At 55.4% G+C, this 24,987-nt stretch carries 20 protein-coding genes; 11 read left to right on the top strand and 9 right to left on the bottom strand.

What is annotated here, in order from left to right:
* Positions 1-33 precede the first annotated feature (33 nt).
* From dksA to thpR, 3 genes are all read right to left on the bottom strand, one after another.
* Positions 34-489, bottom strand: coding sequence for an RNA polymerase-binding protein DksA (gene dksA / locus E2L00_RS10675; protein WP_121266913.1), 456 nt, complete (start codon positions 487-489; stop codon positions 34-36).
* Positions 490-680: 191 nt separating this feature from the next.
* Complete coding sequence (sfsA, locus tag E2L00_RS10670; RefSeq protein ID WP_167610950.1) at positions 681-1,385, bottom strand: DNA/RNA nuclease SfsA; 705 nt, start codon at positions 1,383-1,385, stop codon at positions 681-683.
* Positions 1,386-1,925, bottom strand: a complete 540-nt coding sequence (thpR, locus tag E2L00_RS10665) for an RNA 2',3'-cyclic phosphodiesterase (protein ID WP_167610947.1) — start codon at positions 1,923-1,925, stop codon at positions 1,386-1,388.
* 73 nt (positions 1,926-1,998) lie between these two features.
* Here thpR and hrpB point away from each other — a divergent pair, with 73 nt between their 5' ends.
* From hrpB to fhuB, 6 genes are all read left to right on the top strand, one after another.
* Positions 1,999-4,431: an ATP-dependent helicase HrpB gene (gene hrpB / locus E2L00_RS10660; protein ID WP_167610944.1), complete on the top strand. Its 2,433-nt coding sequence runs from the start codon at positions 1,999-2,001 to the stop codon at positions 4,429-4,431.
* A 79-nt stretch (positions 4,432-4,510) separates the two neighbouring features.
* Positions 4,511-7,054 (top strand): bifunctional glycosyl transferase/transpeptidase, encoded by a 2,544-nt coding sequence (gene mrcB, locus E2L00_RS10655; protein ID WP_167610941.1) that lies wholly within the window; start codon positions 4,511-4,513, stop codon positions 7,052-7,054.
* Positions 7,055-7,318: 264 nt separating this feature from the next.
* A complete protein-coding gene (fhuA, locus tag E2L00_RS10650) occupies positions 7,319-9,499 on the top strand; it encodes a ferrichrome porin FhuA (protein WP_167610939.1) in 2,181 nt (726 codons plus the stop codon).
* A gap of 136 nt (positions 9,500-9,635) precedes the next feature.
* Positions 9,636-10,433 (top strand): Fe3+-hydroxamate ABC transporter ATP-binding protein FhuC, encoded by a 798-nt coding sequence (gene fhuC, locus E2L00_RS10645; RefSeq protein WP_167610936.1) that lies wholly within the window; start codon positions 9,636-9,638, stop codon positions 10,431-10,433.
* Positions 10,433-11,332, top strand: coding sequence for a Fe(3+)-hydroxamate ABC transporter substrate-binding protein FhuD (gene fhuD, locus E2L00_RS10640; RefSeq protein WP_167610933.1), 900 nt, complete (start codon positions 10,433-10,435; stop codon positions 11,330-11,332). The genes fhuC and fhuD overlap by 1 nt, the downstream gene beginning before the upstream one ends.
* Positions 11,329-13,314, top strand: a complete 1,986-nt coding sequence (gene fhuB, locus E2L00_RS10635) for a Fe(3+)-hydroxamate ABC transporter permease FhuB (RefSeq protein WP_167610930.1) — start codon at positions 11,329-11,331, stop codon at positions 13,312-13,314. The genes fhuD and fhuB overlap by 4 nt, the downstream gene beginning before the upstream one ends.
* A gap of 91 nt (positions 13,315-13,405) precedes the next feature.
* Here fhuB and hemL read toward each other — a convergent pair whose 3' ends face one another.
* Positions 13,406-14,686, bottom strand: coding sequence for a glutamate-1-semialdehyde 2,1-aminomutase (gene hemL, locus E2L00_RS10630; protein ID WP_167610927.1), 1,281 nt, complete (start codon positions 14,684-14,686; stop codon positions 13,406-13,408).
* 138 nt (positions 14,687-14,824) lie between these two features.
* Here hemL and clcA point away from each other — a divergent pair, with 138 nt between their 5' ends.
* Positions 14,825-16,246 (top strand): H(+)/Cl(-) exchange transporter ClcA, encoded by a 1,422-nt coding sequence (gene clcA, locus E2L00_RS10625; protein ID WP_167610924.1) that lies wholly within the window; start codon positions 14,825-14,827, stop codon positions 16,244-16,246.
* An 81-nt stretch (positions 16,247-16,327) separates the two neighbouring features.
* Complete coding sequence (erpA, locus tag E2L00_RS10620) at positions 16,328-16,672, top strand: iron-sulfur cluster insertion protein ErpA (RefSeq protein WP_167610922.1); 345 nt, start codon at positions 16,328-16,330, stop codon at positions 16,670-16,672.
* Positions 16,673-16,723: 51 nt separating this feature from the next.
* On the opposite strand, the gene E2L00_RS10615 is transcribed toward erpA, so the two are convergent.
* From E2L00_RS10615 to mtnN, 3 genes are read right to left on the bottom strand one after another with little or no spacing between them, the layout of a single operon-like run.
* Positions 16,724-17,344 (bottom strand): TRIC cation channel family protein, encoded by a 621-nt coding sequence (locus E2L00_RS10615; protein WP_167610920.1) that lies wholly within the window; start codon positions 17,342-17,344, stop codon positions 16,724-16,726.
* A gap of 25 nt (positions 17,345-17,369) precedes the next feature.
* On the bottom strand, positions 17,370-18,167 hold the full coding sequence (gene btuF, locus E2L00_RS10610) for a vitamin B12 ABC transporter substrate-binding protein BtuF (RefSeq protein WP_167610918.1): 798 nt from the start codon (positions 18,165-18,167) through the stop codon (positions 17,370-17,372).
* A complete protein-coding gene (gene mtnN / locus E2L00_RS10605; RefSeq protein WP_167610915.1) occupies positions 18,160-18,858 on the bottom strand; it encodes a 5'-methylthioadenosine/S-adenosylhomocysteine nucleosidase in 699 nt (232 codons plus the stop codon). The genes btuF and mtnN overlap by 8 nt, the downstream gene beginning before the upstream one ends.
* Before the next feature lie 94 nt (positions 18,859-18,952).
* Between mtnN and dgt the strand changes: the two genes are divergently transcribed.
* The 3 genes from dgt to E2L00_RS10590 all read left to right on the top strand — a co-directional run bounded on the left by dgt (position 18,953) and on the right by E2L00_RS10590 (position 23,371).
* The gene (gene dgt, locus E2L00_RS10600; protein WP_167610912.1) at positions 18,953-20,467 is read left to right on the top strand and encodes a dGTPase; all 1,515 of its coding nucleotides are present in this window, start codon (positions 18,953-18,955) and stop codon (positions 20,465-20,467) included.
* 139 nt (positions 20,468-20,606) lie between these two features.
* On the top strand, positions 20,607-22,046 hold the full coding sequence (degP, locus tag E2L00_RS10595; protein WP_167610909.1) for a serine endoprotease DegP: 1,440 nt from the start codon (positions 20,607-20,609) through the stop codon (positions 22,044-22,046).
* Positions 22,047-22,213: 167 nt separating this feature from the next.
* Positions 22,214-23,371 carry a CdaR family transcriptional regulator gene (locus E2L00_RS10590; protein ID WP_167610907.1) on the top strand — a complete coding sequence of 386 codons (1,158 nt, stop codon included), beginning with the start codon at positions 22,214-22,216 and terminating at the stop codon, positions 23,369-23,371.
* A gap of 195 nt (positions 23,372-23,566) precedes the next feature.
* Here the strand turns inward: E2L00_RS10590 and E2L00_RS10585 are convergent, their stop codons facing one another.
* Positions 23,567-23,956 (bottom strand): DUF3461 family protein, encoded by a 390-nt coding sequence (locus tag E2L00_RS10585; protein WP_167610904.1) that lies wholly within the window; start codon positions 23,954-23,956, stop codon positions 23,567-23,569.
* 109 nt (positions 23,957-24,065) lie between these two features.
* Positions 24,066-24,890, bottom strand: a complete 825-nt coding sequence (gene dapD / locus E2L00_RS10580) for a 2,3,4,5-tetrahydropyridine-2,6-dicarboxylate N-succinyltransferase (RefSeq protein ID WP_167610901.1) — start codon at positions 24,888-24,890, stop codon at positions 24,066-24,068.
* Positions 24,891-24,987: the final 97 nt, after the last annotated feature.

The following is a 24,987-nucleotide window of genomic DNA, read 5'->3' as shown; positions in this document are numbered from 1 at the left end:
CCCGCCTTTGAAAGTGGTGAAATTGCGGGCCGTTTAGCCGGCCATCTGTTTTTCGCGAATTTCTGCCAACGTTTTGCAGTCGATACACAAATCAGCCGTCGGACGAGCTTCAAGGCGACGAATACCAATTTCAACGCCGCAAGATTCGCAGTAGCCGAAATCTTCGTCTTCTACTTTCTTAAGCGTCTTCTCGATCTTCTTGATCAGCTTACGTTCGCGATCGCGGTTGCGCAGCTCCAGGCTGAACTCTTCTTCCTGGGCGGCACGGTCTACCGGGTCCGGGAAGTTAGCAGCTTCATCCTGCATATGCGTGACGGTGCGATCAACTTCGTCCATAAGTTGGTTACGCCAGGCTTCAAGTATACGCCTGAAGTGCGACAGCTGGGCTTCGTTCATGTATTCTTCGCCCGCTTTCTCCTGGTATGGCTCCACCCCAGCGATGGCGAGGATACTCAGGGACGATGTTTTACGCTTTTGCCCTTCTTGCATGTTGCTTCTCCTTAACACGCACTATCGGTCCCCTGTCGGGGGAAAATCAGGCCGCTATAAATAGCAGATGCTTTTCAGGATGGCAATTATATAAATTCCTCTCTTGACAACCCTGTGAAGAAAAGCGTATTTACGCGAGCGACCGGAACACAAAACATACAATACGTTAACTGCTCTTTATAAATGAAACGTTATAAACAGACAGGCAACGGCGAAGTTAGAGTCAGCCCTGCGGCAGAAAGTTCTGCCCGCCAGGCAATTATTTCTACTCCGCATTCCTGCGCCTCGCATAAAAGTTGCGCATATTTTGCGTCGATGTGGCGTGCCGGTGAGACACGAGTGATGGCGGAGTGTAATACCGCAAACAGCAGCACTGCGCGCTCTCCTTGCATAACCACGCTCATCAATTCCCGCAGATGCTTCTGCCCGCGAAGGCTGACGGCATCCGGGAAAAAGCCGCTTCCCTGTTCGGATAACGTGACTGATTTCACTTCAATATAGCAGTTAACTTTGTTATCCGCCTGTAGCATAAAGTCGATGCGGCTGCGTTCTGCCCCGTACTTCACTTCGCTGAGGATTTTTGTGTAACCGCTTAATTCCGGCAGCAGATTTTCCCTCAGCGCCTCCTTCACAACGTTATTTGCCTGCAACGTATTCACACAAATAAAGTCGCCGCCTGGCGTCTGCGTTAATTCCCACGTATGGGCATATTTACGCTTTAAATTTGCCGACGTTGAATACCAGACGGTATCGCCAGGCGTTGCGCATCCGGTCATAGCGCCGGTATTTGGACAGTGAAGCGTCAGTAGTTCACCCGTGGGGGTGATGACATCGGCCAGAAAGCGTTTGTAACGCTTAACCAGCGTGGCGGGCTGTAGCGCCGGGGAAAATTCCATCTACTCTTCCTTATTATTTAGTTGCCAGCGCTCCAGCGGCCGGTAGCGGGTACGTCCCTGGGCGAAAACGGACTCGTAAAGCACAAACGCTTCGACTTTAAACTGCCAGCGAAAGTTGGGCGGTGGGATGGCGACGGACTGGATCACGTTGCGATAGAGCGTGACATGCGGATGATAAGGCTGTGGGCTTTGGTAACAGCCATTTCGCGCCGCCTGGGCGCGCAACATATTGGCCAGTTGGATCAGACCGAGCGACGCATGGCGCGGGCCAAGCCAGACAACGCGTGAACGAACCCAAAGCCCCGCATCATCCAGCGTCAGCGTAAAACCGGGCTGCTGAATACGTCCGGCAAGCTGGCTGAGCGCTTTTTGCTTTTCGGCGCTCACGTCGCCCAGAAAGGCGAGCGTCAGATGCAGATTAGCCGCCGCGATGGGCCGACCGGCATCGGCAGGAAAATTTTCGGCGCGCCAGTGAATAATCTGCTGCTGCACCTCGGTAGGCATATCGAGGGCAAAGAACAGTCGGCGAGTGTCGGCCATAGTTGTCTCTCGGTTAAGGTTTTGCGGGATGCTACAATGCGCGACTGCGTATGTTAACTCTTTGGAGCTGTTTGTGTCGTCATTACCGGTCGCTGCGGTGTTACCCGATGTTCTTCACGCGCTTAAACACTCGCCGCAAGTGCTGCTCAACGCGCCTACCGGTGCGGGCAAATCCACCTGGCTGCCGCTGCAGATTTTTAAATCCGGTGTGATAAACGGGCGCATTTTGCTGCTGGAACCGCGTCGCCTTGCGGCGCGTAACGTCGCGCAGAGGCTGGCAGAATTACTCGGTGAGCAAACCGGAGAAACCGTTGGCTATCGCATGCGCGCCGAAACCTGCGTCGGGCCGGATACCCGGCTTGAGGTGGTGACCGAAGGGATCCTGACTCGTATGATTCAGCAGGATCCCGAACTTAACGGCATTGCGCTGGTGATCCTCGATGAATTCCATGAGCGCAGCCTGCAGGCCGATCTGGCTTTAGCGCTGCTGCTCGATGTACAGCAGGGATTGCGTGACGATCTTAAGCTGCTGATCATGTCGGCAACGCTTGATAATCAGCGCCTGCAACGGTGCCTCCCCGATGCGCCGGTGATTAGCTCGCAAGGACGAGCTTATCCGGTGGAACGCCGCTACAGCCCGCTTGCCGCACACCAGCGTTTCGACGAAGCCGTTGCCATTGCCGTGGCGAACCTGCTGCGCGAAGAAACAGGCTCGCTGCTTTTGTTCCTGCCGGGCGTGGGAGAAATTCAGCGCGTGCAGGAACAGCTTCTGGAACGTGTAGCGAGCGACGTGCAGCTTTGCCCGTTATACGGCGCTTTGTCGCTCAGCGAGCAGCGTAAAGCCATTCTCCCGGCAGCGAACGGCACACGTAAAGTGGTGCTGGCGACCAATATCGCCGAGACGAGCCTGACGATTGAAGGCATCCGGCTGGTCGTTGACTGCGCGCTTGAGCGTGTGGCGCGTTTTGACGTGCGATCCGGGCTGACGCGGCTGGTCACGCAGCGTATCAGCCAGGCTTCCATGACCCAGCGCGCCGGGCGTGCCGGGCGTCTTGAGCCGGGTATTTGTTTACATCTGACCAGCAGTGAACAGGCTGAACGTGCAGCCGCGCAGAGCGAACCCGAAATCCTGCAAAGCGATCTTTCCGGCCTGTGGCTTGAGCTTTTACAGTGGGGTTGTCAGGAGCCGAATCAGCTGACCTGGCTGGATGCGCCGCCAGCGGCTACGCTTCACGCGGCGCAACGGCTTCTGCGGCAGCTCAACGCGCTGGATGAACAACATCGCCTGACGCCAACGGGACAAAAAATGGCGCGGCTCGGCAACGATCCGCGTTTTGCCGCCATGCTGGTTGCGGCCAGAACGCCAGATGAGCAGGCAACGGCGGCGCGCCTTGTCGCCATCCTGGAAGAGCCGCCGCGTGGGCAGGAGAGCGATTTGCGCAGTGCGTTTGGCCGTCGTCATGAAAACTGGCAGCAGCGCGCAAACCAGCTTCTTAAACGTCTGAACAGCCGGGGCGGGCAGGTTGATATCAGCCTAGCCGGCCCGCTGCTTGCGCAGGCTTTTGCCGATCGCATCGCCCGCCGGCGCGGGCAGGATGGGCGCTACCAGCTGGCGAACGGCATGGGCGCAATGTTAAACCAGGACGATGCGCTGACCCGCTATGAATGGCTATTAGCGCCGCTGCTTTTGCAAGGCGGCCAGACGCCTGATGCGCGTATGCTTCAGGCGCTGCCGCTGGATATCGATGCGTTGGTAACAAGCGTGCCTGGTCTGCTGACTCAAAGCGACTCCGTAGAATGGGACGAAGCGCAGGGAACGCTAAAAGCGTTTCGCCGCACGCAGATTGGACAACTGGTGCTAAAGGTCCAGCCGCTGGCAAAGCCTTCTGAAGATGAACTGCACCAGGCGATGCTAAACGGTATTCGCGACCGTGGACTGGGCGTGCTGAACTGGTCTACCCAGGCGCAGCAATTACGTATTCGTCTGGCATGCGCGGCAAAATGGCTGCCTGAACATAACTGGCCAGAGGTGAGTGACGAAGCGCTGCTGCGGGATCTGAATAGCTGGCTGCTGCCGGAAATGGCTGGCGTACACTCGCTGCGCGCGCTGAAAAATATCGATATCAACCGGGCGTTACAGAATCTGCTGGCGTGGAGCATGCGTCAACGTCTGGATAGTGCGCTGCCAACTCATTACACTGTGCCGACCGGAAGCCAGATTGCTATCCGCTACGACGAAGACAATCCGCCCGTGTTGGCGGTGCGCATGCAGGAAATGTTTGGTGAAGCGCAGACCCCGGCAATTGCCGAGGGACGCGTGCCGTTAGTGCTTGAACTGCTCTCTCCGGCCCAGCGTCCGTTACAGATTACGCGCGATTTAACCGCCTTCTGGAACGGGGCGTACCGGGAGGTGCAAAAAGAGATGAAGGGACGTTATCCGAAGCATGTCTGGCCGGACTCGCCGGCAACGGCGCTGCCGACGCGGCGTACCAAAAAGTATCAGTGACTTTGAGAGATTTCTTCTTCCGTCATCGGCGGAAGAAAGGAGAATCAGGCCGTGCGCCTCATTTTTGGTGGAGAAAGCAATGGCGGGGAATGACCGCGAACCTATTGGACGTAAAGGAAAACCTAAACGTCCCACACAAGCGAAGGTAAGCCGTCGTCGGCTCAGGGAAGAAGAGTATGACGACGAGTACGCTGATGACTACGATGACGAGGAACCGATGCCGCCACGTAAAGGGAAGGGGGGCGGTAACGGCCGTCCGCCGCGTAAGAAACGCCGCTGGCTATGGATTTTAGTGAAGCTGTTTGTCGTCTTTGTGGTGCTGTTTGTGATTTACGGCGTCTACCTGGACCAGCAGATTCGCAGCCGTATCGACGGCAAAGTCTGGCAGCTTCCGGCGGCGGTGTATGGCCGCATGGTGAACCTTGAGCCGGACATGCCGTACAGCAAAAAAGAGATGATTAATCTGCTGGAAGCCACGCAGTATCGCCAGGTCACGCGCATGACGCGCCCGGGCGAGTTTACCGTGCAGGCCAACAGCATCGAGATGATCCGTCGGCCGTTTGATTTCCCGGACAGCAAGGAAGGGCAGATCCGCGCCCGCCTGGTGTTTGATGGCGGGAGTCTGGAATCGATCCAGAACATGGACAACAACCGCAGCTTCGGTTTCTTCCGCCTGGATCCACGTCTGATAACCATGCTGTCATCGCCAAACGGCGAGCAGCGTCTGTTTGTGCCGCGTACGGGCTTCCCGGATTTGTTGGTCGACACGCTGATCGCCACCGAAGACCGTCACTTCTATGAACACGACGGGATCAGCCTCTACTCCATTGGCCGCGCGATGCTGGCGAACCTCACCGCAGGACGCACGGTGCAGGGCGCGAGTACGCTGACACAGCAGTTGGTGAAGAACCTGTTCCTTTCCAGTAAAAGAACCTACTGGCGTAAAGCGAACGAAGCGTACATGGCGCTGATCATGGATGCCCGCTACGGCAAAGATCGCATTCTGGAGTTGTACCTGAACGAGGTATATCTCGGCCAGAGCGGTGACAATGAAATCCGCGGTTTCCCGCTGGCGAGCCTGTACTACTTTGGCCGTCCGGTAGAGGAACTGAGCCTCGATCAGCAGGCGCTGCTGGTGGGCATGGTGAAAGGGGCGTCGATCTATAACCCGTGGCGCAACCCGAAACTGGCCCTTGAACGTCGTAACCTGGTGCTGCGCCTGCTGCAAGAACAGAAGGTTATCGATCAGGAACTGTACGATATGCTGAGCGCTCGTCCTCTTGGCGTGCAGCCACGTGGCGGAGTGATTACACCGCAGCCTGCGTTCATGCAGATGGTGCGCAACGAGCTACAGGCGAAACTGGGCGATAAGGTAAAAGATCTCTCCGGCGTGAAGATCTTCACCACCTTCGACTCGGTTTCGCAGGATGCGGCGGAAAAAGCGGTTAGTGAAGGCGTACCGGTATTGCGCGCCTCACGTAAGCTGAAAGATCTTGAAGCGGCAATGGTGATTGTCGACAGGTATACCGGCGAAGTGCGCGCGATGGTCGGCGGAGCGGAAACGCAGTTTGCTGGTTTCAACCGTGCGATGCAGGCGCGTCGTTCAATCGGTTCCCTGGCGAAGCCTGCGACCTACCTGACGGCGTTAAGCCAGCCGGACAGCTATCGCCTGAATACCTGGATTGCGGATGCGCCGATCTCTCTGCGCCAGCCGAACGGCCAGGTCTGGTCACCGCAAAACGACGATCGCCGCTTTAGCGGCCAGGTCATGCTGGTAGATGCGCTAACCCGTTCTATGAACGTGCCAACCGTAAACCTGGGGATGGCGCTTGGCCTGCCGGCCGTGACGGAAACCTGGACGAAACTGGGCGTGCCGAGAGATCAGCTTAACCCGGTACCGGCAATGATTCTGGGCGCGCTGAACCTGACGCCGATTCAGGTCGCGCAGGCGTTCCAGACTATCGCCAGCGGCGGTAACCGCGCCACGCTTTCTGCGCTGCGCTCGGTGATTGCAGAAGACGGCACCGTGCTGTATCAGAGCTATCCGCAGGCGGAGCAGGCTGTGCCTGCGCAGGCGGCGTACATGACGCTCTACACCATGCAGCAGGTAATAAACCGTGGTACCGGGCGAGCGCTGGGCAGCAAATATCCTAACCTGCACCTGGCCGGTAAAACGGGGACCACGAACAACAACGTGGATACCTGGTTTGCGGGCATTGATGGTAAAGAAGTGACCATCACCTGGGTAGGTCGCGATAACAACCAGCCGACCAAACTGTACGGTGCGAGCGGGGCAATGGCCCTTTATCAGCGTTATCTGGCAAACCAGACGCCAATTCCGCTGACGTTAACAACCCCGGAAGATATCGTCGATATGGGTATTGATGATGCGGGCAACTTCCAATGCGCCGGTGGCGCAACGCGTACTCTGCCGGTCTGGACGACTAACCCGGATGCGTTGTGCCAGCAAAGCTTGCAGCAACAGCAGATGAATAATCCGTTCGATCAGTCGTCCGGCGAGCCTCAGCAGCCGCCACAACAACAACAGCAACAGCAGCCTGAGCAGCAAGAGAAGAGCGACGGCGTGGCAGGCTGGATTAAGGACATGTTCGGCAGCAAATAATCTGCGTTGTTGGTTACGTAAAACCCCCGGATGTATGAGCTGCACCCAAAAAGTTGGACATTCAACTAAGTAAGGTGGAGTTCATGTAACGGGGGTTTTTCTTTTGTGTTAAGCCCCGAAAGGCCCTCTGGTTAATTATCATCCCTTAGCCCCGTAGGGGTTGTGATCCGCTTGCTATGCTGATTCCGTTTCGTCTAAAATCCTGCGGGCATAATAATAATTATCGTTTACGTTATCATTCATCATTCCAGCAGAGAATCCACTATGGCGCGTTCATATCAAGGCCTGCCAGCCAATATCTCCCTTTGCAAACTTGCCCTGTTTGTTGCCGCCGCCGTGAACGGCGTTAGCGGTACGGCATTTGCAGCTGACGGCACCAGCACTAAAGAAGATACTATTACCGTTTCTGCCGCAGCTCCTCAGGAAAGCGCATGGGGACCGGCTCCGACGATTGCGGCCAAACGGACCGCCACCGCAACCAAAACTGATACGCCAATTGAAAAGACGCCGCAGTCTGTTTCTGTGGTTACGCGTGAAGAGATGGATACGCACCAACCAGAGTCCGTGAAGGAAGCTCTGGGCTACACGCCGGGTATTACGGTTTCAACTCGCGGTGCATCCAATACCTATGACGCGGTTAAAATTCGTGGTTTCGGTTCTGTTAACCAGAACAACTATCTGGATGGGCTGAAGTTACAGGGTGATTTTTACAACGAAGTTCTTATCGATCCTTATATGCTGGAACGCGTCGAATTGATGCGTGGCCCGACCTCCGTACTGTACGGGAAAAGCAGCCCTGGTGGCATTATCACCATGGTCAGCAAACGCCCGACTACCGAGCCGCTGCGTGAAGTACAGTTCAAAATGGGCACCGACAATCTGTACCAGACGGGCTTCGACTTTAGCGATGCGCTGGATGACGCTGGCGTTTATTCTTATCGTTTGACCGGCGTGGCCCGCTCCAGCGATGAGCAACAGCGAATCTCTAAACAGAAACGCTACGCGATTGCGCCATCTTTCTCATGGCGTCCTGATGATAAGACTAACTTCACCTTCCTGGCCAATCTGCAGGATACGCCAGAAACCGGCTATTATGGCTGGCTGCCGAAAGAAGGGACCGTAGAGCCGCTGCCAAACGGCAAGCGTCTGGGAACCGACTTCAACGAAGGCGCCAATAATAACACCTATTCCCTGTCCCATAAGCTGGTTGGATATAGTTTCGAACACGGCTTTAATGACACTTTTACCGTGCGTCAAAATCTGCGTTATGTTGAGTCTAAAACCTCGCAGAAAAGCGTTTATGGCGTAGGCGTCGATCCTGCTAACGGCTATATGCTCAAACGTAGCACCGTAGTCGATAACGAAAAGCTGCATAACTTTGCTGTTGATACACAATTAGAAAGCAAATTTGCGACCTCTGCGGTTGAACATACGCTGTTGACCGGCGTTGATTTCCAGCAGATGCGCAACGATGTGAACGCTAGTTTTGGTTACCAGGCGGCTGAGGATCTGAATCTTTATGATCCGGTGTACGGCGATTATGATTTCGGCAGCGCCGCTCCGTATCAGCAAAACAAACAGAAACAAACCGGTCTCTATGTTCAGGACCAGGCCGAGTGGAATAAGTTCGTGCTGACTCTTGGCGGCCGTTATGACTGGTTGACACAGTCAACCCGTTCTTATCAGCAGGTGAACTACACCGAGCGTGACGATCATCAATTCACCGGTCGTGCCGGTCTGAACTACCTGTTTGATAACGGTGTATCGCCATATATCAGCTATAGCGAATCTTTCGAACCTAACTCCGGTGCGGATTTTTACGGCAACACTTTCAAGCCGTCCAAAGGACGTCAATATGAAGCTGGCGTAAAATATGTGCCGAAGGACATGCCTGTTGTTATTACTGGTGCGGTTTATCAGTTAACGAAAAGCGACAACTTAATGTCCGATCCAGACGCTTCGCATAATTTTGCATCAATGCAGGGCGGCGAAATTCGCGCCCGTGGCGTAGAACTGGAAGCAAAAGCGGCCCTTAACGCCAATATCAACGTAACCGCTTCTTACACCTATACCGATGCGGAATACACCAAAGACACCACGCTGAAAGGCAACACGCCAGAGCAGGTGCCAGAGCATATGGCTTCCCTGTGGGGTGATTACACCTTTAACGAAGGTGCGCTGAGCGGTCTGACGCTGGGCACGGGTGGTCGTTTCATTGGCAAAAGCTATGGCGATCCGGTGAACTCCTTCGAAGTCGGCAGCGCTGCTGTGATGGACGCCGTGGTCAAGTATGACCTGGGTCGTTTCGGTCTGAACGGTTCCAGCATTGCGGTAAACGTCAACAACCTGCTCGATCGTGAATATGTTGCCAGTTGCTTCCAGACCTACGGTTGTTTCTGGGGCGCAGAACGACAGGTGGTTGCCACCGCAACCTTCCGCTTCTAACCTTATGCGAAAATCAGGAAAATCAACCTGTTGATTTTCGGCTGGTAACCACAAAGAAGGAAAAACGACGCTTTTTTCTTCTTTGTCAGTAAATTTCGGGCACGGTTCGCCGTGCTCTTCAACAAGTTGGGCTACCATGCACGACAAACACTCCCATCCAGACGCCACCTTTAGCCTCACTGATGTCACCTTTCGTGTGCCTGGCCGTACGTTACTCCATCCGCTGTCATTTACCTTTCCGGTCGGCAAAGTTACTGGCCTGATTGGTCATAATGGCTCGGGGAAATCCACGCTGCTGAAAATGCTGGGGCGGCATCAGAAACCGTCGGAGGGTGAGATTCGCTTAAACGAGCAGCCGCTTGATAGCTGGAGCAGCAAGGCGTTTGCTCGTCAGGTTGCCTATCTACCGCAACAGATCCCGGCAGCCGAAGGAATGACGGTACGCGAGCTGGTAGCCATTGGCCGCTATCCGTGGCACGGCGCGTTGGGGCGTTTTGGCGTGGCGGACAGGGAGCGGGTGGAGGATGCAATTACGCAGGTTGGCCTGAAGCCCTTTGCCCATCGTCTGGTAGACAGTCTTTCCGGCGGCGAGCGGCAACGCGTATGGATTGCCATGCTGGTGGCGCAGGACAGCCGCTGCCTGCTGCTGGACGAACCGACTTCCGCGCTGGATATCGCCCATCAGGTTGACGTGCTGGCGCTAATCCATCGTCTGAGCCAGGAGCGCGGCTTAACGGTGATTGCCGTTCTGCACGATATCAATATGGCCGCCCGCTATTGTGACCATCTGGTGGCGTTGCGCGGGGGCGAAATGATTGCGCAGGGCAGCCCGGCGGAGATGATGCGAAGCGAAACGTTGGAGCAAATTTACGGTATCCCGATGGGCATCCTGCCGCATCCGGCGGGTGCTGCGCCAGTGAGCTTTGTTTACTGATGCCTGAGCTAATTAACCCGTCAATCAGCCGTCGTCAGCTTTTGACGGCGCTGGCATTATCGCCGCTCTTATTCAGAATGGGCAGCGCTCGCGCGGCGTCCATCGATCCCCATCGTATCGTCGCTCTCGAATGGTTGCCCGCTGAGCTGATGCTTGCGCTTGGCGTTACGCCAATGGCGGTAGCGGACATGGATAACTATCGCGCCTGGGTAGGTGAGCCTGAACTGCCTGCAAGCGTAATTGACGTTGGTCTGCGCACTGAACCTAATCTGGAACTGCTTACGCAGCTTAAACCGTCGCTGATCCTTTACTCTGCGGGTTACGGGCCGTCGCCCGAAAAAATGACCCGTATCGCGCCGGGACTGGGTTTTAACTTTAATGATGGCTCAGGTAAACCGCTGTCCGTGGCGCGCCATTCGCTTACTGAGCTTGGCGACAAGCTGGGCATGCAGCAGGCAGCGAAAGATCATCTGGCCCATTTTGATCGCTTCATTGCGGAAATGAAGCCGCGCTTTATTCCGCGAGGCGATCGTCCGGTGCTACTGATAACGCTGCTCGATCCGCGTCACGCGTTAATCGTTGGGCAAAATAGCCTGTTCCAGGAGGTGCTGGACCTGCTGGGCGTGAAAAATGCCTGGCACGGCGAAACAAACTTCTGGGGCACGGCGGTGGTTGGCCTTGAGCGCCTTGCGGCGGTTAAAGACGCGGATGTGATTTGTTTTGACCACAACAACGATGCCGAAATGGCAAAAGTAATGGCGACGCCGCTATGGCAAGCAATGCCGTTTATTCGCCAGAACCGTTTCCAGCGCGTGCCTGCCGTGTGGCTGTACGGCGCGACTATCTCCGCCATGAACTTCACTAAAATGCTGGCGAAAGCCGTAGGGAGCGCGGCGTGAGGCGTCATTATGTTCTGTTTCCAGCCGCGCTGCTGGCATTGCTGTTTAGCGTTGCCTGCGCGCTGACGCTTCACAACCTGCATGCACAACTGCCTTCGACGCAGTGGGCTAAGGCCTGGTGGCAGCCCAATATCGACGACATCAATCAGATGCTGTTCCATTACAGCCTGCTGCCACGGCTGGCGATTTCACTGCTGGTTGGCGCGGGGCTGGGGCTGGTCGGCGTGTTATTCCAGCAGGTGCTGCGAAATCCTCTGGCTGAACCCACCACGCTGGGCGTGGCGAGCGGCGCTCAGCTGGGTGTGACCGTCGCGACATTATGGGCGCTTCCGGGTGGCTTTGAGACGCAACAATTTGCTGCGCTGATCGGCGCGGGCGTCGTTGGCCTGCTGGTATTTGGCGTGGCGTGGGGCAAGCGATTGTCGCCGGTTACGCTTATTCTGGCGGGTTTAGTGCTCAGCCTGTACTGCGGCGCCGTAAACCAGCTGTTGGCCATCTTCCATCACGATCAGTTGCAGAATATGTTCCTGTGGAGCACGGGCGCGTTGAACCAGCAGGACTGGAGCATCGTTAACGGCCTGTGGCCGCGCCTGGCCGGCGGGCTGCTGCTGACCCTGCTGTTATTGCGTCCGTTGACGCTGATGGGCCTTGACGATGGCGTTGCCCGAAATCTTGGTCTTGCGCTGTCCCTGGTGCGCCTCGCGACGTTAATTCTCGCCATCGCCATTAGCGCATTGCTGGTGAATGCGGTGGGGATCATCGGCTTTATCGGCCTGTTTGCGCCTTTGCTGGCGAAGATGCTGGGTGCCCGGCGTCTGGTGACTCGCCTGTTCCTCGCGCCGCTTATTGGTGCGCTGATCCTCTGGCTCTCGGATCAGGCTGTTATCTGGCTGACAGGCGCATGGCGTGAAATTTCGACCGGTACCGTCACCGCGCTGATCGGCGCGCCGTTGCTGCTGTGGCTGCTGCCTCGCCTGCGCACCGTGGGCACGCCTGCCATGAATGCGGGCGATAACGTGCCTGCCGAGCGTCAGCATCCTGGCTGGTGGGTGCTGGTTGCAAGCGGCCTGCTGGCGTTAGTGATAATTACCGCCCTGACGCTGGGACGCGATGCGCACGGCTGGAGCTGGGTCACCGGTGAAATGTTCCACGATCTGCTGCCGTGGCGCTGGCCGCGCATGCTGGCAGCGCTGACCGCCGGGATGATGCTGGCGGTGGCAGGTAGCGTAATCCAGCGCCTGACGGGTAACGCGATGGCAAGCCCTGAAGTGCTGGGAATCAGCTCCGGCGCCGCATTTGGTGTGGTCATCATGCTGTTTATCGTGCCGGGTGACGCCTTCGGCTGGCTGTTCCCGGCGGGGAGTCTCGGCGCGGCGGTTACTCTGCTGATTATTATGCTGGCGGCAGGGCGCGGGGGTTTTTCTCCTCAGCGCATGTTGCTGGCGGGTATGGCGCTCAGCACCGCTTTTACCATGCTGCTGATGCTTCTGATGGCAAGCGGCGATCCGCGCATGGCGGGTATTCTCACCTGGATTTCCGGTTCAACCTATAGCGTGACGGGCGATCAGGCGGTGAAAACGTTGGTTCTGATGGTCGTGCTGTTTGCTCTGACTCCGCTGTGCCGCCGCTGGCTGATGATCCTGCCGCTGGGTGGCGCAACCGCTCGTGCGGTAGGAATGGCGCTTACGCCTTCACGCTTTGCGCTGCTGTTGCTGGCTGCTACCTTGACCGCCGCTGCGACGCTAACCGTTGGGCCGCTGAGCTTTGTCGGACTGATGGCTCCGCATATCGCACGCATGCTCGGTTTCCGTCGCGCGATGCCGCAATTGATTATGGCTGCGCTGCTGGGCGGAATGCTGATGGTGGCTGCGGACTGGTGCGGAAGGATGCTGATGTTCCCGGATCAGGTGCCTGCCGGGCTGCTGGCTACGTTTATCGGCGCGCCTTATTTTGTGTATTTGCTGCGTAAGCAGAGCCGCTGATATTTAAAATTACCCTCTCCCTGAAAGGAAGAGGGTAACGATCGAGTGCCAGGTTTTCTCCCTTGTCCCTTTGGGAAGAGGGGCAAGCGAGTTACAGCTTCGCAAACACCCGGCGTGCAGCGTCGATAGTTTTCTGAATATCTTCCTTTGAGTGCGCAACGGACATAAAGCCTGCTTCAAACGTGGACGGTGCCAGATACACGCCTTCTTCCAGCATCAGGTGGAAGAACTTCTTAAAGCGCTCAACGTCACACGCCATCACATCTTTATAGTTGGTCACCGTTGGCGCATCGGTAAAGAACAGGCCAAACATGCCGCCAACGTTGTTAACGACCAGCGGAATATTTTCTTCTTTTGCCGCCCGTAACAGGCCATCGGCCAACATTTCCGTCAGTTCGGTTAACGTCTGGTGAATACCCGGCTGGGAAACCGCTGTCAGGCAGGCGTAGCCCGCAGCCATGGCGATTGGGTTACCGGAAAGCGTACCTGCCTGATAAACCGGCCCGCCAGGCGCCAGCGCGTCCATGATTTCACGACGGCCGCCAAATGCGCCCACCGGCATACCGCCGCCGATGATTTTGCCAAGGCAGGTCAAATCCGGCTCAACGCCGTAATAAGCCTGCGCGCCAGCAAGCGCCACGCGGAAGCCGGTCATCACTTCGTCGATAATCAGCAGAGCGCCAAACTCATCGCACAGCGTGCGCAGGCCCGGCAGGAAGTCATCGTTTGGTGGAATGCAGTTCATGTTGCCCGCGACCGGCTCAACAATGATGCACGCCACGTCCTGCGGGTAGAGTTCAAACGCTTCACGTACGGAGGCAAGATCGTTATAGGTGCAGGTTAAAGTGTGTTTCGCGAAATCCGCAGGTACGCCCGGAGAGTTCGGCTGGCCCAGCGTCAGCGCGCCGGAACCGGCCTTCACCAGCAGGCAGTCGGCGTGGCCGTGATAGCAGCCTTCGAATTTGATAATTTTGTCGCGGCCGGTAAAGCCACGAGCCAGGCGGATGGCGCTCATGGTGGCTTCTGTACCGGAATTCACCATACGGACCATGTCCATCGTCGGAACCAGCTCTGTGACCAGCTCCGCCATTTTTACTTCCATTTCGGTTGGCGCGCCAAAGCTCAGGCCGCGCTCCACGGCTTCAATAACCGCGTTGCGGATAGCCGGATGGTTATGACCGAGGATCATCGGGCCCCACGAACCCACGTAATCGATATAGGCTTTGCCGTCGGCATCAAACAGGTAAGCCCCGTCCGCGCGTTCAACAAACAGCGGTACGCCGCCGACGCCGGTAAAAGCCCGTACCGGCGAGTTCACCCCGCCCGGGATGACTTTGCGGGCGGCAGCGTACAGATTTTGTGACTTACTCATGAAACGGCTCCTGGTGCGTGGAAAGAGTGGCAACGGGCTATTCTAAGGGAAACTTCCGGCGTTATGAAAGTTTTGCCCGCGGGGTTGGAACAGGTAGAATGCCTGCTCAATTTGTATTACTTATAAATGATTATACCAATGAATCCCTTCCATCCTTCTTTTGCAGCACAGCAGGCCGTACGATTGCGCAGGGGCGATATGGTGCGTCGCCTGATACGCCGCGACAAAACGCCGGTGGCGATTCTGTTTATGGCGGCTATCGTCGGGACGCTGGCCGGACTTGTTGGCGTTGCTTTCGAAAAGTCCGTTAACTGGGTGCAGCAAAACCGCCTGGCGATGCTGGCGCATGTGGCGGATTATTCTCTGATTGTCTGGCCGCTGGCGTTTATCAGTTCGGTGCTGTTAGCGATGGTTGGCTACTATCTGGTGCGCCGCTTTGCGCCAGAAGCGGGCGGGTCCGGCATACCTGAGATTGAAGGCGCGCTGGAAGAGCTGCGCCCGGTGCGCTGGTGGCGGGTGATTCCGGTGAAATTTATCGGCGGCATGGGCACGCTCGGTGCGGGAATGGTGCTGGGCCGCGAAGGCCCAACGGTGCAGCTGGGCGGAAATATTGGTCGCATGGTGCTGGATATTTTTCGGCTGCGCGGGGCGGAAGCACGCCATTCGCTACTGGCCACGGGCGCCGCTGCCGGCCTTTCTGCGGCATTTAACGCACCGCTTGCGGGCATCTTGTTTATCATCGAAGAGATGCGCCCGCAGTTTCGCTATAACCTGATTTCGATTAAAGCGGTGTTCATCGGCGTGATTATGTCGAGCGTGGTGTTTCGCGTTTTTAATGGCGAAGGCGCGGTAATCGCAGTAGGCAAACTTTCTAACGCTCCCGTTAATACGCTTTGGCTGTATCTGGTATTAGGCATGGTGTTCGGTGTGGTAGGCGTGCTGTTCAACGCGCTGGTGTTCTGGACGCAGGATATGTTTCAGCGTATCCACGGCGGTGAGATTAAAAAATGGGTGCTGATTGGCGGCCTGTTAGGCGGGATTAGCGGTGTGTTAGGGCTTATTCAGCCTGCGGCGGCGGGCGGTGGTTTTAACCTGATCCCGATTGCCGCTGCGGGAAATTACACCGTCGGCATGCTGCTGTTTATTTTTATCACGCGCATTATTACTACGCTTTTATGCTTTTCTTCAGGCGCGCCGGGGGGAATTTTTGCACCTATGCTGGCGCTGGGCACCTTGCTTGGCACGGCATTTGGCATGGCGTGCGCCGTCTGGTTCCCGGCTTATCATCTTGATATGGGGACGTTTGCTATCGCTGGGATGGGCGCGTTATTTGCCGCATCGGTGCGCGCCCCGCTGACCGGCATTGTGCTGGTTCTGGAAATGACCGACAATTATCAGCTCATTTTGCCAATGATTATTACCTGCCTTGGCGCGACGCTTCTGGCACAATTTATGGGCGGGAAACCGCTATACTCCTCGATACTTGCGCGAACGCTTGCGAAGCAGGAAGCCGAGAAACAGGCTAAAACACAGCAGATCCCGGCCGGGGAGAATACTTGAACGATTTGACCACGTATTAGATAATGGCCCTAAAGATCGGGTTAAAATTTACCCGGTTTGTTATTTCGTTGGGAGCAAAAAATGAGTGATGACGTAGCGCTGCCGCTGCAATTTACCGAAGCAGCAGCCAGTAAAGTTAAAAGCCTGATCGCAGATGAAGAGAATCCGAATCTGAAACTGCGTGTTTACATCACCGGCGGCGGTTGCAGCGGCTTCCAGTATGGTTTCACCTTTGACGACCAGATCAACGATGGCGACATGACCATCGAGAAGCAAGGTGTCGCGCTGGTGGTTGACCCGATGAGCCTGCAATATCTGGTAGGCGGCGCGGTGGATTATACTGAAGGCCTGGAAGGTTCGCGCTTCGTGGTAACTAACCCGAATGCGAAAAGCACCTGCGGGTGTGGTTCTTCCTTCAGCGTTTGATTGCTGGCAGGAAAGAAAAAGCCGTGTTGCGAAACACGGCTTTTTTATGGCTTATTGTTTATCTTCAAGGGCAAAGGTTGGCAGTTTCAGGTGCCAGCGGATCGCCGCCAGGCGTATCGTGAGCGTGACCACCATACCAATCATACTTGCCTGCTCTAACGGTACTTTGAAGGTGTAGAAAGCCGTAGCATGCACGATACCGCCAATAATGCAGGCGGTGGCGTAAATCTCCGTCCGCAGGATCATCGGGATTTCACGCGCCAGCACGTCGCGAATAATCCCGCCGCCGACGCCGGTCAGCACGCCCATGCAGATGGCAATCAGCGGGCTGGTACCCGCCAGAAAGGCTTTATTCACCCCGATACCCACAAATACCGCAAGCCCGACGGCATCCAGTACCGGCAGGATCCATTTCGGCAGGCGGCGCGGCTGGCGCACCAGCAGGATGGTCAGCAGGCAGGTGACCATCGCCACCACCAGGTCTGTCGGATCTTTTACCCAGAATACCGGGCCATGCGCCAGCGCCATATCACGTATTGTTCCCCCGCCGACGGCTGTCACCACGCCCAGCACCAGCACGCCAAACGGATCCATACGGAGTTTGCCGGCAAGCAGTACGCCGGAGATAGCAAAAACGGCTGTGCCAATAATATCCAGCCAGTAAACCAGCATTTATTACCCTCAGATCAAGACGCTATTATTTTGCCAGCTCCCTACAGAGCTGTTTTGCGGCGAGGATAATACGCGGGCCTGAGCGGCTAAACCAGTCATCATTTATCGCAATAACCGGAATGGCTAGCTGGGCCTGCCAGAATTGCCGCACCGGTGGGATATTGCTTTCATCGCCGGTGATGATAATAGCCTGTGGTTTACGGGTAAGCACCTGCTCACGGCTGACCTGCGGCCAGGGAACGCGGCTATCGGCAAAAATATTTTCTCCGCCGCACAGCGTCAGGATTTCGTTTTGAATCGACTCTTTTCCGGAGGTGAAAAGGGGATGCTGACCAAACTGGAGAAATACTTTTTTCTTCGCCGTTTGCGCATAGCGAGATTTCAACGTGTTGAAGTCGGCGGCCAGTTTATCGGCGGCTTTATTCGCGGTTTCAGGCGTTGGGCTGTATTCACCGAGCTGGCGCAGGGCTGCAATCACGCCTTCAACGGTTGTGGGATCTAACCAGACGATTTTTATCCCAAGCGCCGCCAACTGATTAACCTGACGCTCCGCATTACCGGCGCGCCATGCCAGAACTACGTCCGGCTTTAGCGCCACGATGCGTTCAAGGTTCATGCCCTGCCAGTTTGCCACCTGCTCAAGCTTTTTGGCTTCTTGCGGATAGTCTGACCAGGCGCTCACCGCCACCGGCGTAATACCCGCCGCGAAGGCAAGCTCGGTATTAGCGGGCGACAGGGAAATAACCCGCGGCGCGGCGCACAGCAGGAAAGGTACGCAAAACAGAATGGCGCTTATCCCGCGCCAGAGCGTTCTGTTAACCACGAGCCAGTTTCTGCACCAGAGTTTCAACCATCAGCGTGGACTGTTTAGCCGCTACCGCCAGGAACTCGTCGAAGCTCAGGTGAGACTGCTGATCGGCCACGTCAGAAATAGCGCGCACCACCACGAACGGCGTTGAGAAGTTGTGGCAAACGTGCGCCACGGCGGTGGCTTCCATTTCTACCGCAACGGCCTGCGGGAAATTATGGCGGATTTTTGCCAGCGCGACGGAACCGTTAATAAAGGCATCGCCGCTGACGACCAGGCCGCGCACCGCGTTCAGGTTCAGCTCGCTGATGCACGCCTCGGCTGCGGCAATCAGTTTTTCATCGGCAGCGAAACCCGCCGGGCAGCCGGGCAATTGACCAATCTCATAACCAAACGCGGTGACGTCGGCGTCGTGATAGCGCACTTCGTCGGATACCACGATATCACCCACGTTAAGCGTTGGGGCCAGACCGCCTGCGGAACCGGTATTGATGACTACGTCAGGCTTGAAATGCTCCAGCAATAAGGTTGCGCCCAGCGCTGCCGCGACTTTACCGATGCCGGATTTTAAGAGCGCCACTTCCACGCCGTTCAGGGTGCCGGTATAAATTTCACAGCCCGCAACGTTCAGCGTTTGACGGTTTTCGATTTTGTCACGCAGCAGCGTAACTTCTTCTTCCATTGCACCAATAATGCCTGCTTTCATAGAGATACTCGCAATCGGGTTAGTTAGGATGCATAGTCTATCATGGCAAGCATCAAGGAATTAATCCGCTCTTGATTTGGGCGAAGGAGAGGGCATGAGCGAACTAGATTTCCGCAAGAAAATTAACTGGCACCGCCGTTTCCGATCGCCTGAAGGGGTCAAAAATGAACATGAAATTCTGCGCATTTTTGAGAGCGATCGCGGCAGGATCATAAACTCCCCGGCAATCCGCCGCCTGCAGCAAAAAACGCAGGTCTTTCCTCTCGAGCGGAACGCTTCCGTGCGTACACGCCTGACGCACTCTATGGAGGTCCAGCAGGTTGGGCGCTATATTGCCAAAGAAGTTCTCAGCCGCCTTAAAGAACAGCAGTCTCTCGAAAAGTATGGCCTTAACGAGCTGACCGGCCCCTTTGAAAGCATTGTCGAAATGGCCTGTCTGATGCACGACATTGGTAATCCGCCCTTCGGGCATTTTGGTGAGTCGGCCATTAATGACTGGTTTCGCCAGCGGCTCTTTCCCACAGATGCCGGGAGCCAGCCGCGTAGCGACGATCGTTGTAAGGTAAACGCGTTGCAGCTGCGGGAAGGGGAAGAGAGCCTGAACGAGCTGCGCCGTAATGTGCGTCAGGATCTTTGTCAGTTTGAAGGTAATGCGCAGGGCATTCGCCTGGTTCACAGCCTGCTGCGTATGAATCTGACCTGGGCGCAGGTGGGCTGCATCCTGAAATATACCCGTCCTGCGTGGTTTGTCGGCAAGCCGCCAGAAAGCCACGCCTATTTGATGAAGAAACCCGGTTTTTATCTTTCAGAAGAGAGCTATATCAAGCGCCTGCGTGCCGAGCTACAGCTAGGTGAGTTCAGCCGCTTTCCGCTTACGTGGATTATGGAGGCGGCGGATGATATCTCTTACTGCGTGGCGGATCTGGAAGACGCCGTTGAGAAAAATATATTCAGCGTCGAACAGCTCTATCAGCATCTTTGCGTCGCCTGGGGCGAACGCAAACAGGGCGATCTGTTTGAAAAAGTGGTTAACGACGCGTGGCGAAAATCCAGCACTAACCAGATGCGCCGCAGCACTGAAGATCAGTTTTTTATGTATTTACGGGTGAATACGTTAAACCAGCTTGTCCCGTATGCGGCGCAGCGGTTTATCGACAATCTTCCTGAGATTTATACGGGCGAGTTTAATCATGCCCTGCTGGAGGACGGCAGCGCGTTCGCGCGCCTGCTCGAACTCTATAAGCAAGTAGCGATACAGCAGGTCTTTAGCCATCCTGAAGTAGAACAACTGGAACTGCAGGGCTATCGGGTTATCAGCGGCTTACTTGAAATTTACAGCCCGCTCCTCAATATGTCTGGTGAGGATTTTGCTGAACTGGTGGAAAAAGAAAGCCTGCGTCGTTTGCCTATTGAGACGCGGCTTTACCATAAATTATCTACCAAACACCGGCTTGCTTATATCGAAGCCGTGAGCGACCTACCGCCTGCAGGCGCCGAGTTTGCTGTCCGGGAGTATTATTACCGTTGTCGCCTGATTCAGGATTACATCAGCGGCATGACGGATTTATACGCCTGGGATGAGTACCGGCGCCTGATGGCTGTGGAATAGCGTCGCGTTGAGTTTTGTAAAGATGAACAATAATTTTTTACTTTTTCCAGTGAGTTAAGGGCGGAACTAAGCGCTATAACACCACTCTATATAGACCTGCACAGCAATTACGCGTGACTTATAACTTGAGATTGAAGACATGAAAAAAACCACTTTAGCAATGAGTGCGCTGGCTCTGAGTCTGGGTTTGGCGCTGGGACCCGTGTCCGCCACCGCCGCTGAGACGGCTTCTTCTGCATCTTCCACGCAACAGCTCCCAAGCCTTGCGCCAATGCTTGAAAAAGTAATGCCGTCAGTGGTGAGTATTAACGTTGAAGGCAGCACTACGGTAAATACGCCGCGTATGGGGCGCAACTTCCAGCAGTTCTTCGGTGACAACTCGCCATTCTGCCAGGAAGGCTCACCGTTCCAGAGCTCTCCTTTCTGTCAGGGTGGCCCGGACGGCGGGGCTGACAGTGGCTCGCAGCAGCAGAAATTTGCCGCTCTTGGTTCAGGTGTCATCATTGACGCCGCTAAGGGCTACGTCGTTACTAATAACCACGTCGTTGATAACGCCACTAAAATCCAGGTTTCCCTGAGCGATGGCCGCAAGTTTGAGGCAAAAGTCGTGGGCAAAGACCCACGTTCCGATATCGCGCTGCTGCAATTACAGGACCCGAAAAACCTGACGGCGATTAAAATGGCCGATTCTGACGCCCTGCGTGTAGGCGATTACACCGTGGCGATTGGTAACCCATACGGTCTGGGCGAAACCGTGACCTCCGGGATTGTCTCGGCGCTGGGCCGTAGCGGTCTGAATATTGAAAACTATGAAAACTTCATCCAGACGGATGCGGCGATTAACCGCGGTAACTCCGGCGGCGCGTTGGTTAACCTGAACGGCGAACTGATCGGCATTAATACCGCAATCCTCGCCCCGGACGGTGGAAATATCGGTATCGGCTTTGCTATCCCAAGCAATATGGTGAAAAACCTGACCGCACAGATGGTGCAGTACGGCCAGGTTAAGCGCGGCGAGCTGGGCATCATGGGTACCGAGCTGAACTCTGAGCTGGCAAAAGCCATGAAGGTGGACGCTCAGCGCGGCGCGTTTGTAAGCCAGGTTATGGCCAACTCTTCCGCAGCGAAAGCGGGCGTGAAAGCCGGTGACGTAGTGGTTTCCATGAACGGTAAAGCTATCAGCAGCTTTGCAGCGTTGCGCGCAGAGGTTGGCTCTATGCCGGTTGGCAGCAAAATCACTCTCGGCCTGTTGCGCGATGGCAAGCCGGTTTCTGTGAATCTGGAACTGCAGCAGAGCAGCCAGACGCAGGTAGATTCCTCAACCATCTTTACCGGCATCGAAGGTGCTGAAATGAGCAACCGCAGCGGTAAAGATGAAAAAGGTGTAATCGTTAATTCCGTGAAAGGCAACACGCCGGCTGCACGTATCGGCCTGAAAAAGGGCGATATTATTATCGGCGTTAACCAGCAACCGGTGAACAATATTGCTGAATTACGTAAAATCCTCGACACCAAACCGTCGGTGATGGCGCTTAATATTCAGCGCGGCGATTCCACTATCTATCTGTTGATGCAGTAATCCTCTGCGGATAACTTCTTCCATCTAGCCAGGGCCGCTTTTGCGGCCCTTTTTTGTGAACCCTTCCACAACTCCACGTTATTACATGATGCTTAGGGCGTTTGCACAATGCCGAGGCTATTCGTCTCGCCTATGCTAAGCCATCAGCACGACCAGGAGAGGAAGCAATGGCTGGCTGGCATCTTGATACTAAAATGGCGCAGGATATTGTGGCGCGCACCATGACCATCATCGATACCAATATCAACGTGATGGATGCCCGGGGACGCATTATCGGCAGCGGTGATAAAGAACGTATTGGCGAGCTACACGAAGGAGCCTTGCTGGTGCTTTCGCAGGGGCGCGTGGTGGACATTGATGTCGCCGTTGCCCGGCATCTGCACGGCGTGCGGCAGGGAATCAATCTGCCGCTGCGTATCGAAGGCGAAATCGTCGGCGTAATTGGCCTGACGGGTGAGCCGGGTTCGTTGCGTAAATACGGTGAGCTGGTCTGTATGACCGCAGAAATGATGCTTGAGCAGTCCCGCCTGTTGCACCTGCTGGCCCAGGACAGCCGCCTGCGCGAAGAACTGGTCATGAACCTGATTCAGGCAGAAGAGCACTCTCCGGCGCTGGCAGAATGGGCGCAGAGGCTGGGCATCGATCTCAATCAGCCTCGCGTTGCGGCGGTTGTGGAAGTAGACAGCGGCCAGCTTAGCGTAGACAGCGCCATGGAAGAGCTCCAGCAGCTACAAAACGCGCTGACCACGCCCGAGCGCAACAACCTGATCGCCATCGTTTCTTTAACGGAAATGGTGGTGCTAAAGCCTGCGCTGAATCAGTTTGGACGCTGGGATGCTGAAGATCACCGCAAGCGTGTAGAACAGCTTATCAGCCGTATGAAAGAGAACGGTCAGTTACGTTTTCGCGTCGCGCTCGGTAACTATTTTACCGGATCCGGCAGTATTGCCCGCTCATATCGTACTGCGCATACAACGATGATGGTCGGCAAGCAGCGCATGCCGGAGAGCCGCAGCTATTTTTATCAGGATCTGATGTTACCCGTTCTGCTCGACAGCCTGCGCGGCGGCTGGCAGGCGAATGAGCTGGCGCGTCCGCTTGTTCGTTTAAAAGCTATGGATAATAACGGCTTGCTGCGCAGAACCTTAAGCGCATGGTTTCGGCATAACGTGCAGCCGCTGGCAACCTCCAGGGCGCTATTTATCCACCGGAACACCCTTGAGTACCGGCTTAACCGTATCTCTGAGCTTACCGGGCTGAATCTGGGGAATTTCGACGATCGTCTGCTGTTGTATGTCGCTTTGCAGTTGGATGAGCAACAGTAAGAAAGGGCCGGGGAACCGGCCCTTCAGACAGATGATAAAGCTCATGGTCTGCAAGATCCTGAACCTGGCTTCCAAAAACCAGCGGGAAAATCAATTCGTTGATTTTCGGCAAATCGGTAACAAAGAAGGAGAAACCACGCTTTTTCCTTCTTTGGCAGAGCAATATCAAGGGCCGGGGATCCGGCCCTTACAGGACTATTTATTGCGGGTGAGCTTTTCCAGATCGGCTTCAATTTCTGCGATCTTATTGGTCACTACCGATTCCAGATGACGCAAATCGTCAAGGATCTTACGTTTCAGATCCACCTCGGTGCGATCTCGCTGACAGAGCTGATCTAATTCGTCAATCACATAGCGCAGGTTAGGGCTTATCTCCTGCACTTCTTTGTAACCCTGCCCTACGCCATCGGCGATAATGGTCTTGCGCTGGCGCGGATATTTAAACTTCACGCTTTTGGCAAAGAACTCGCCCTTATCCTTCTGGAAATAGATTTTCAGGATATCGTTGTTGGCTTCCTGCCGGAGGCTGTAACGATCGATTTCATCAGGATTGGTAATACCCAGACTTTTCAGGTTATCGTACATAGCGTTACCTTTTCGATATCATTAACCTATAGATAATCAACGGAAAATTCCTTTTCCGCCAGTCCTGAATGTCAAAAAGGCGGAGTAACCCGCCTTTTGAACATTTATTTTAGTCGATGGTACGAAGCAGTTCGTTAATACCCACTTTTCCACGCGTTTTAGCGTCTACTTTTTTCACGATAACCGCACAGTACAGGCTGTATTTGCCGTCTTTGGACGGCAGGTTACCGGAAACGACTACGGAGCCCGCCGGTACGCGGCCATAATGCACCTCGCCGGTTTCACGATCGTAAATACGGGTGCTCTGGCCGATGTATACGCCCATGGAGATAACGGAACCTTCTTCAACGATAACGCCTTCCACAACTTCTGAACGCGCGCCGATGAAGCAGTTGTCTTCGATGATGGTTGGGTTTGCCTGCAGCGGCTCCAGAACGCCGCCGATGCCTACGCCGCCGGACAGGTGCACGTTTTTACCGATCTGCGCACAAGAACCGACGGTTGCCCATGTATCAACCATGGAGCCTTCATCAACGTATGCGCCGATGTTCACATAAGAAGGCATCAGCACGGTGTTGCGGGCGATGAATGCGCCCTGGCGTACTGCCGCTGGCGGCACAACGCGGAAACCCTCTTTCTGGAAGCGCGCTTCGTCGTAGTCGGTGAATTTCATCGGCACCTTATCAAAGTAGCGGCTTTCTGCGCCTTCCATGACCTGGTTGTCATTAATACGGAAGGAAAGCAGTACGGCTTTTTTTAGCCACTGGTGGGTTACCCACTGACCATCAATCTTTTCAGCAACGCGCAGCGCACCGCTGTCGAGCAGGGAGATAACCTGGTTTACCGCAACGCGTGTCACGGTATCTACGTTTGCCGGAGTGATATCGGCGCGGCGCTCGAAAGCGGACTCAATTACATTTTGTAGCTGCTGCATTGTTAACGTTTTCCTGATTGTGACATTACCCTTTATCCTTCAGGCTGCCGGGATGTTGGCTGCAATGCGAATGCTAAAGGGTAAAATTAAAAAGATT

Origin of the sequence: Cedecea colo (assembly GCF_011808225.1) — a bacterium.
GTDB classification, from domain to species: domain Bacteria; phylum Pseudomonadota; class Gammaproteobacteria; order Enterobacterales; family Enterobacteriaceae; genus Dryocola; species Dryocola colo.
Note: the sequence above shows the minus strand (reverse complement) of the source record. Positions and strands in the feature narration are given on the sequence as shown.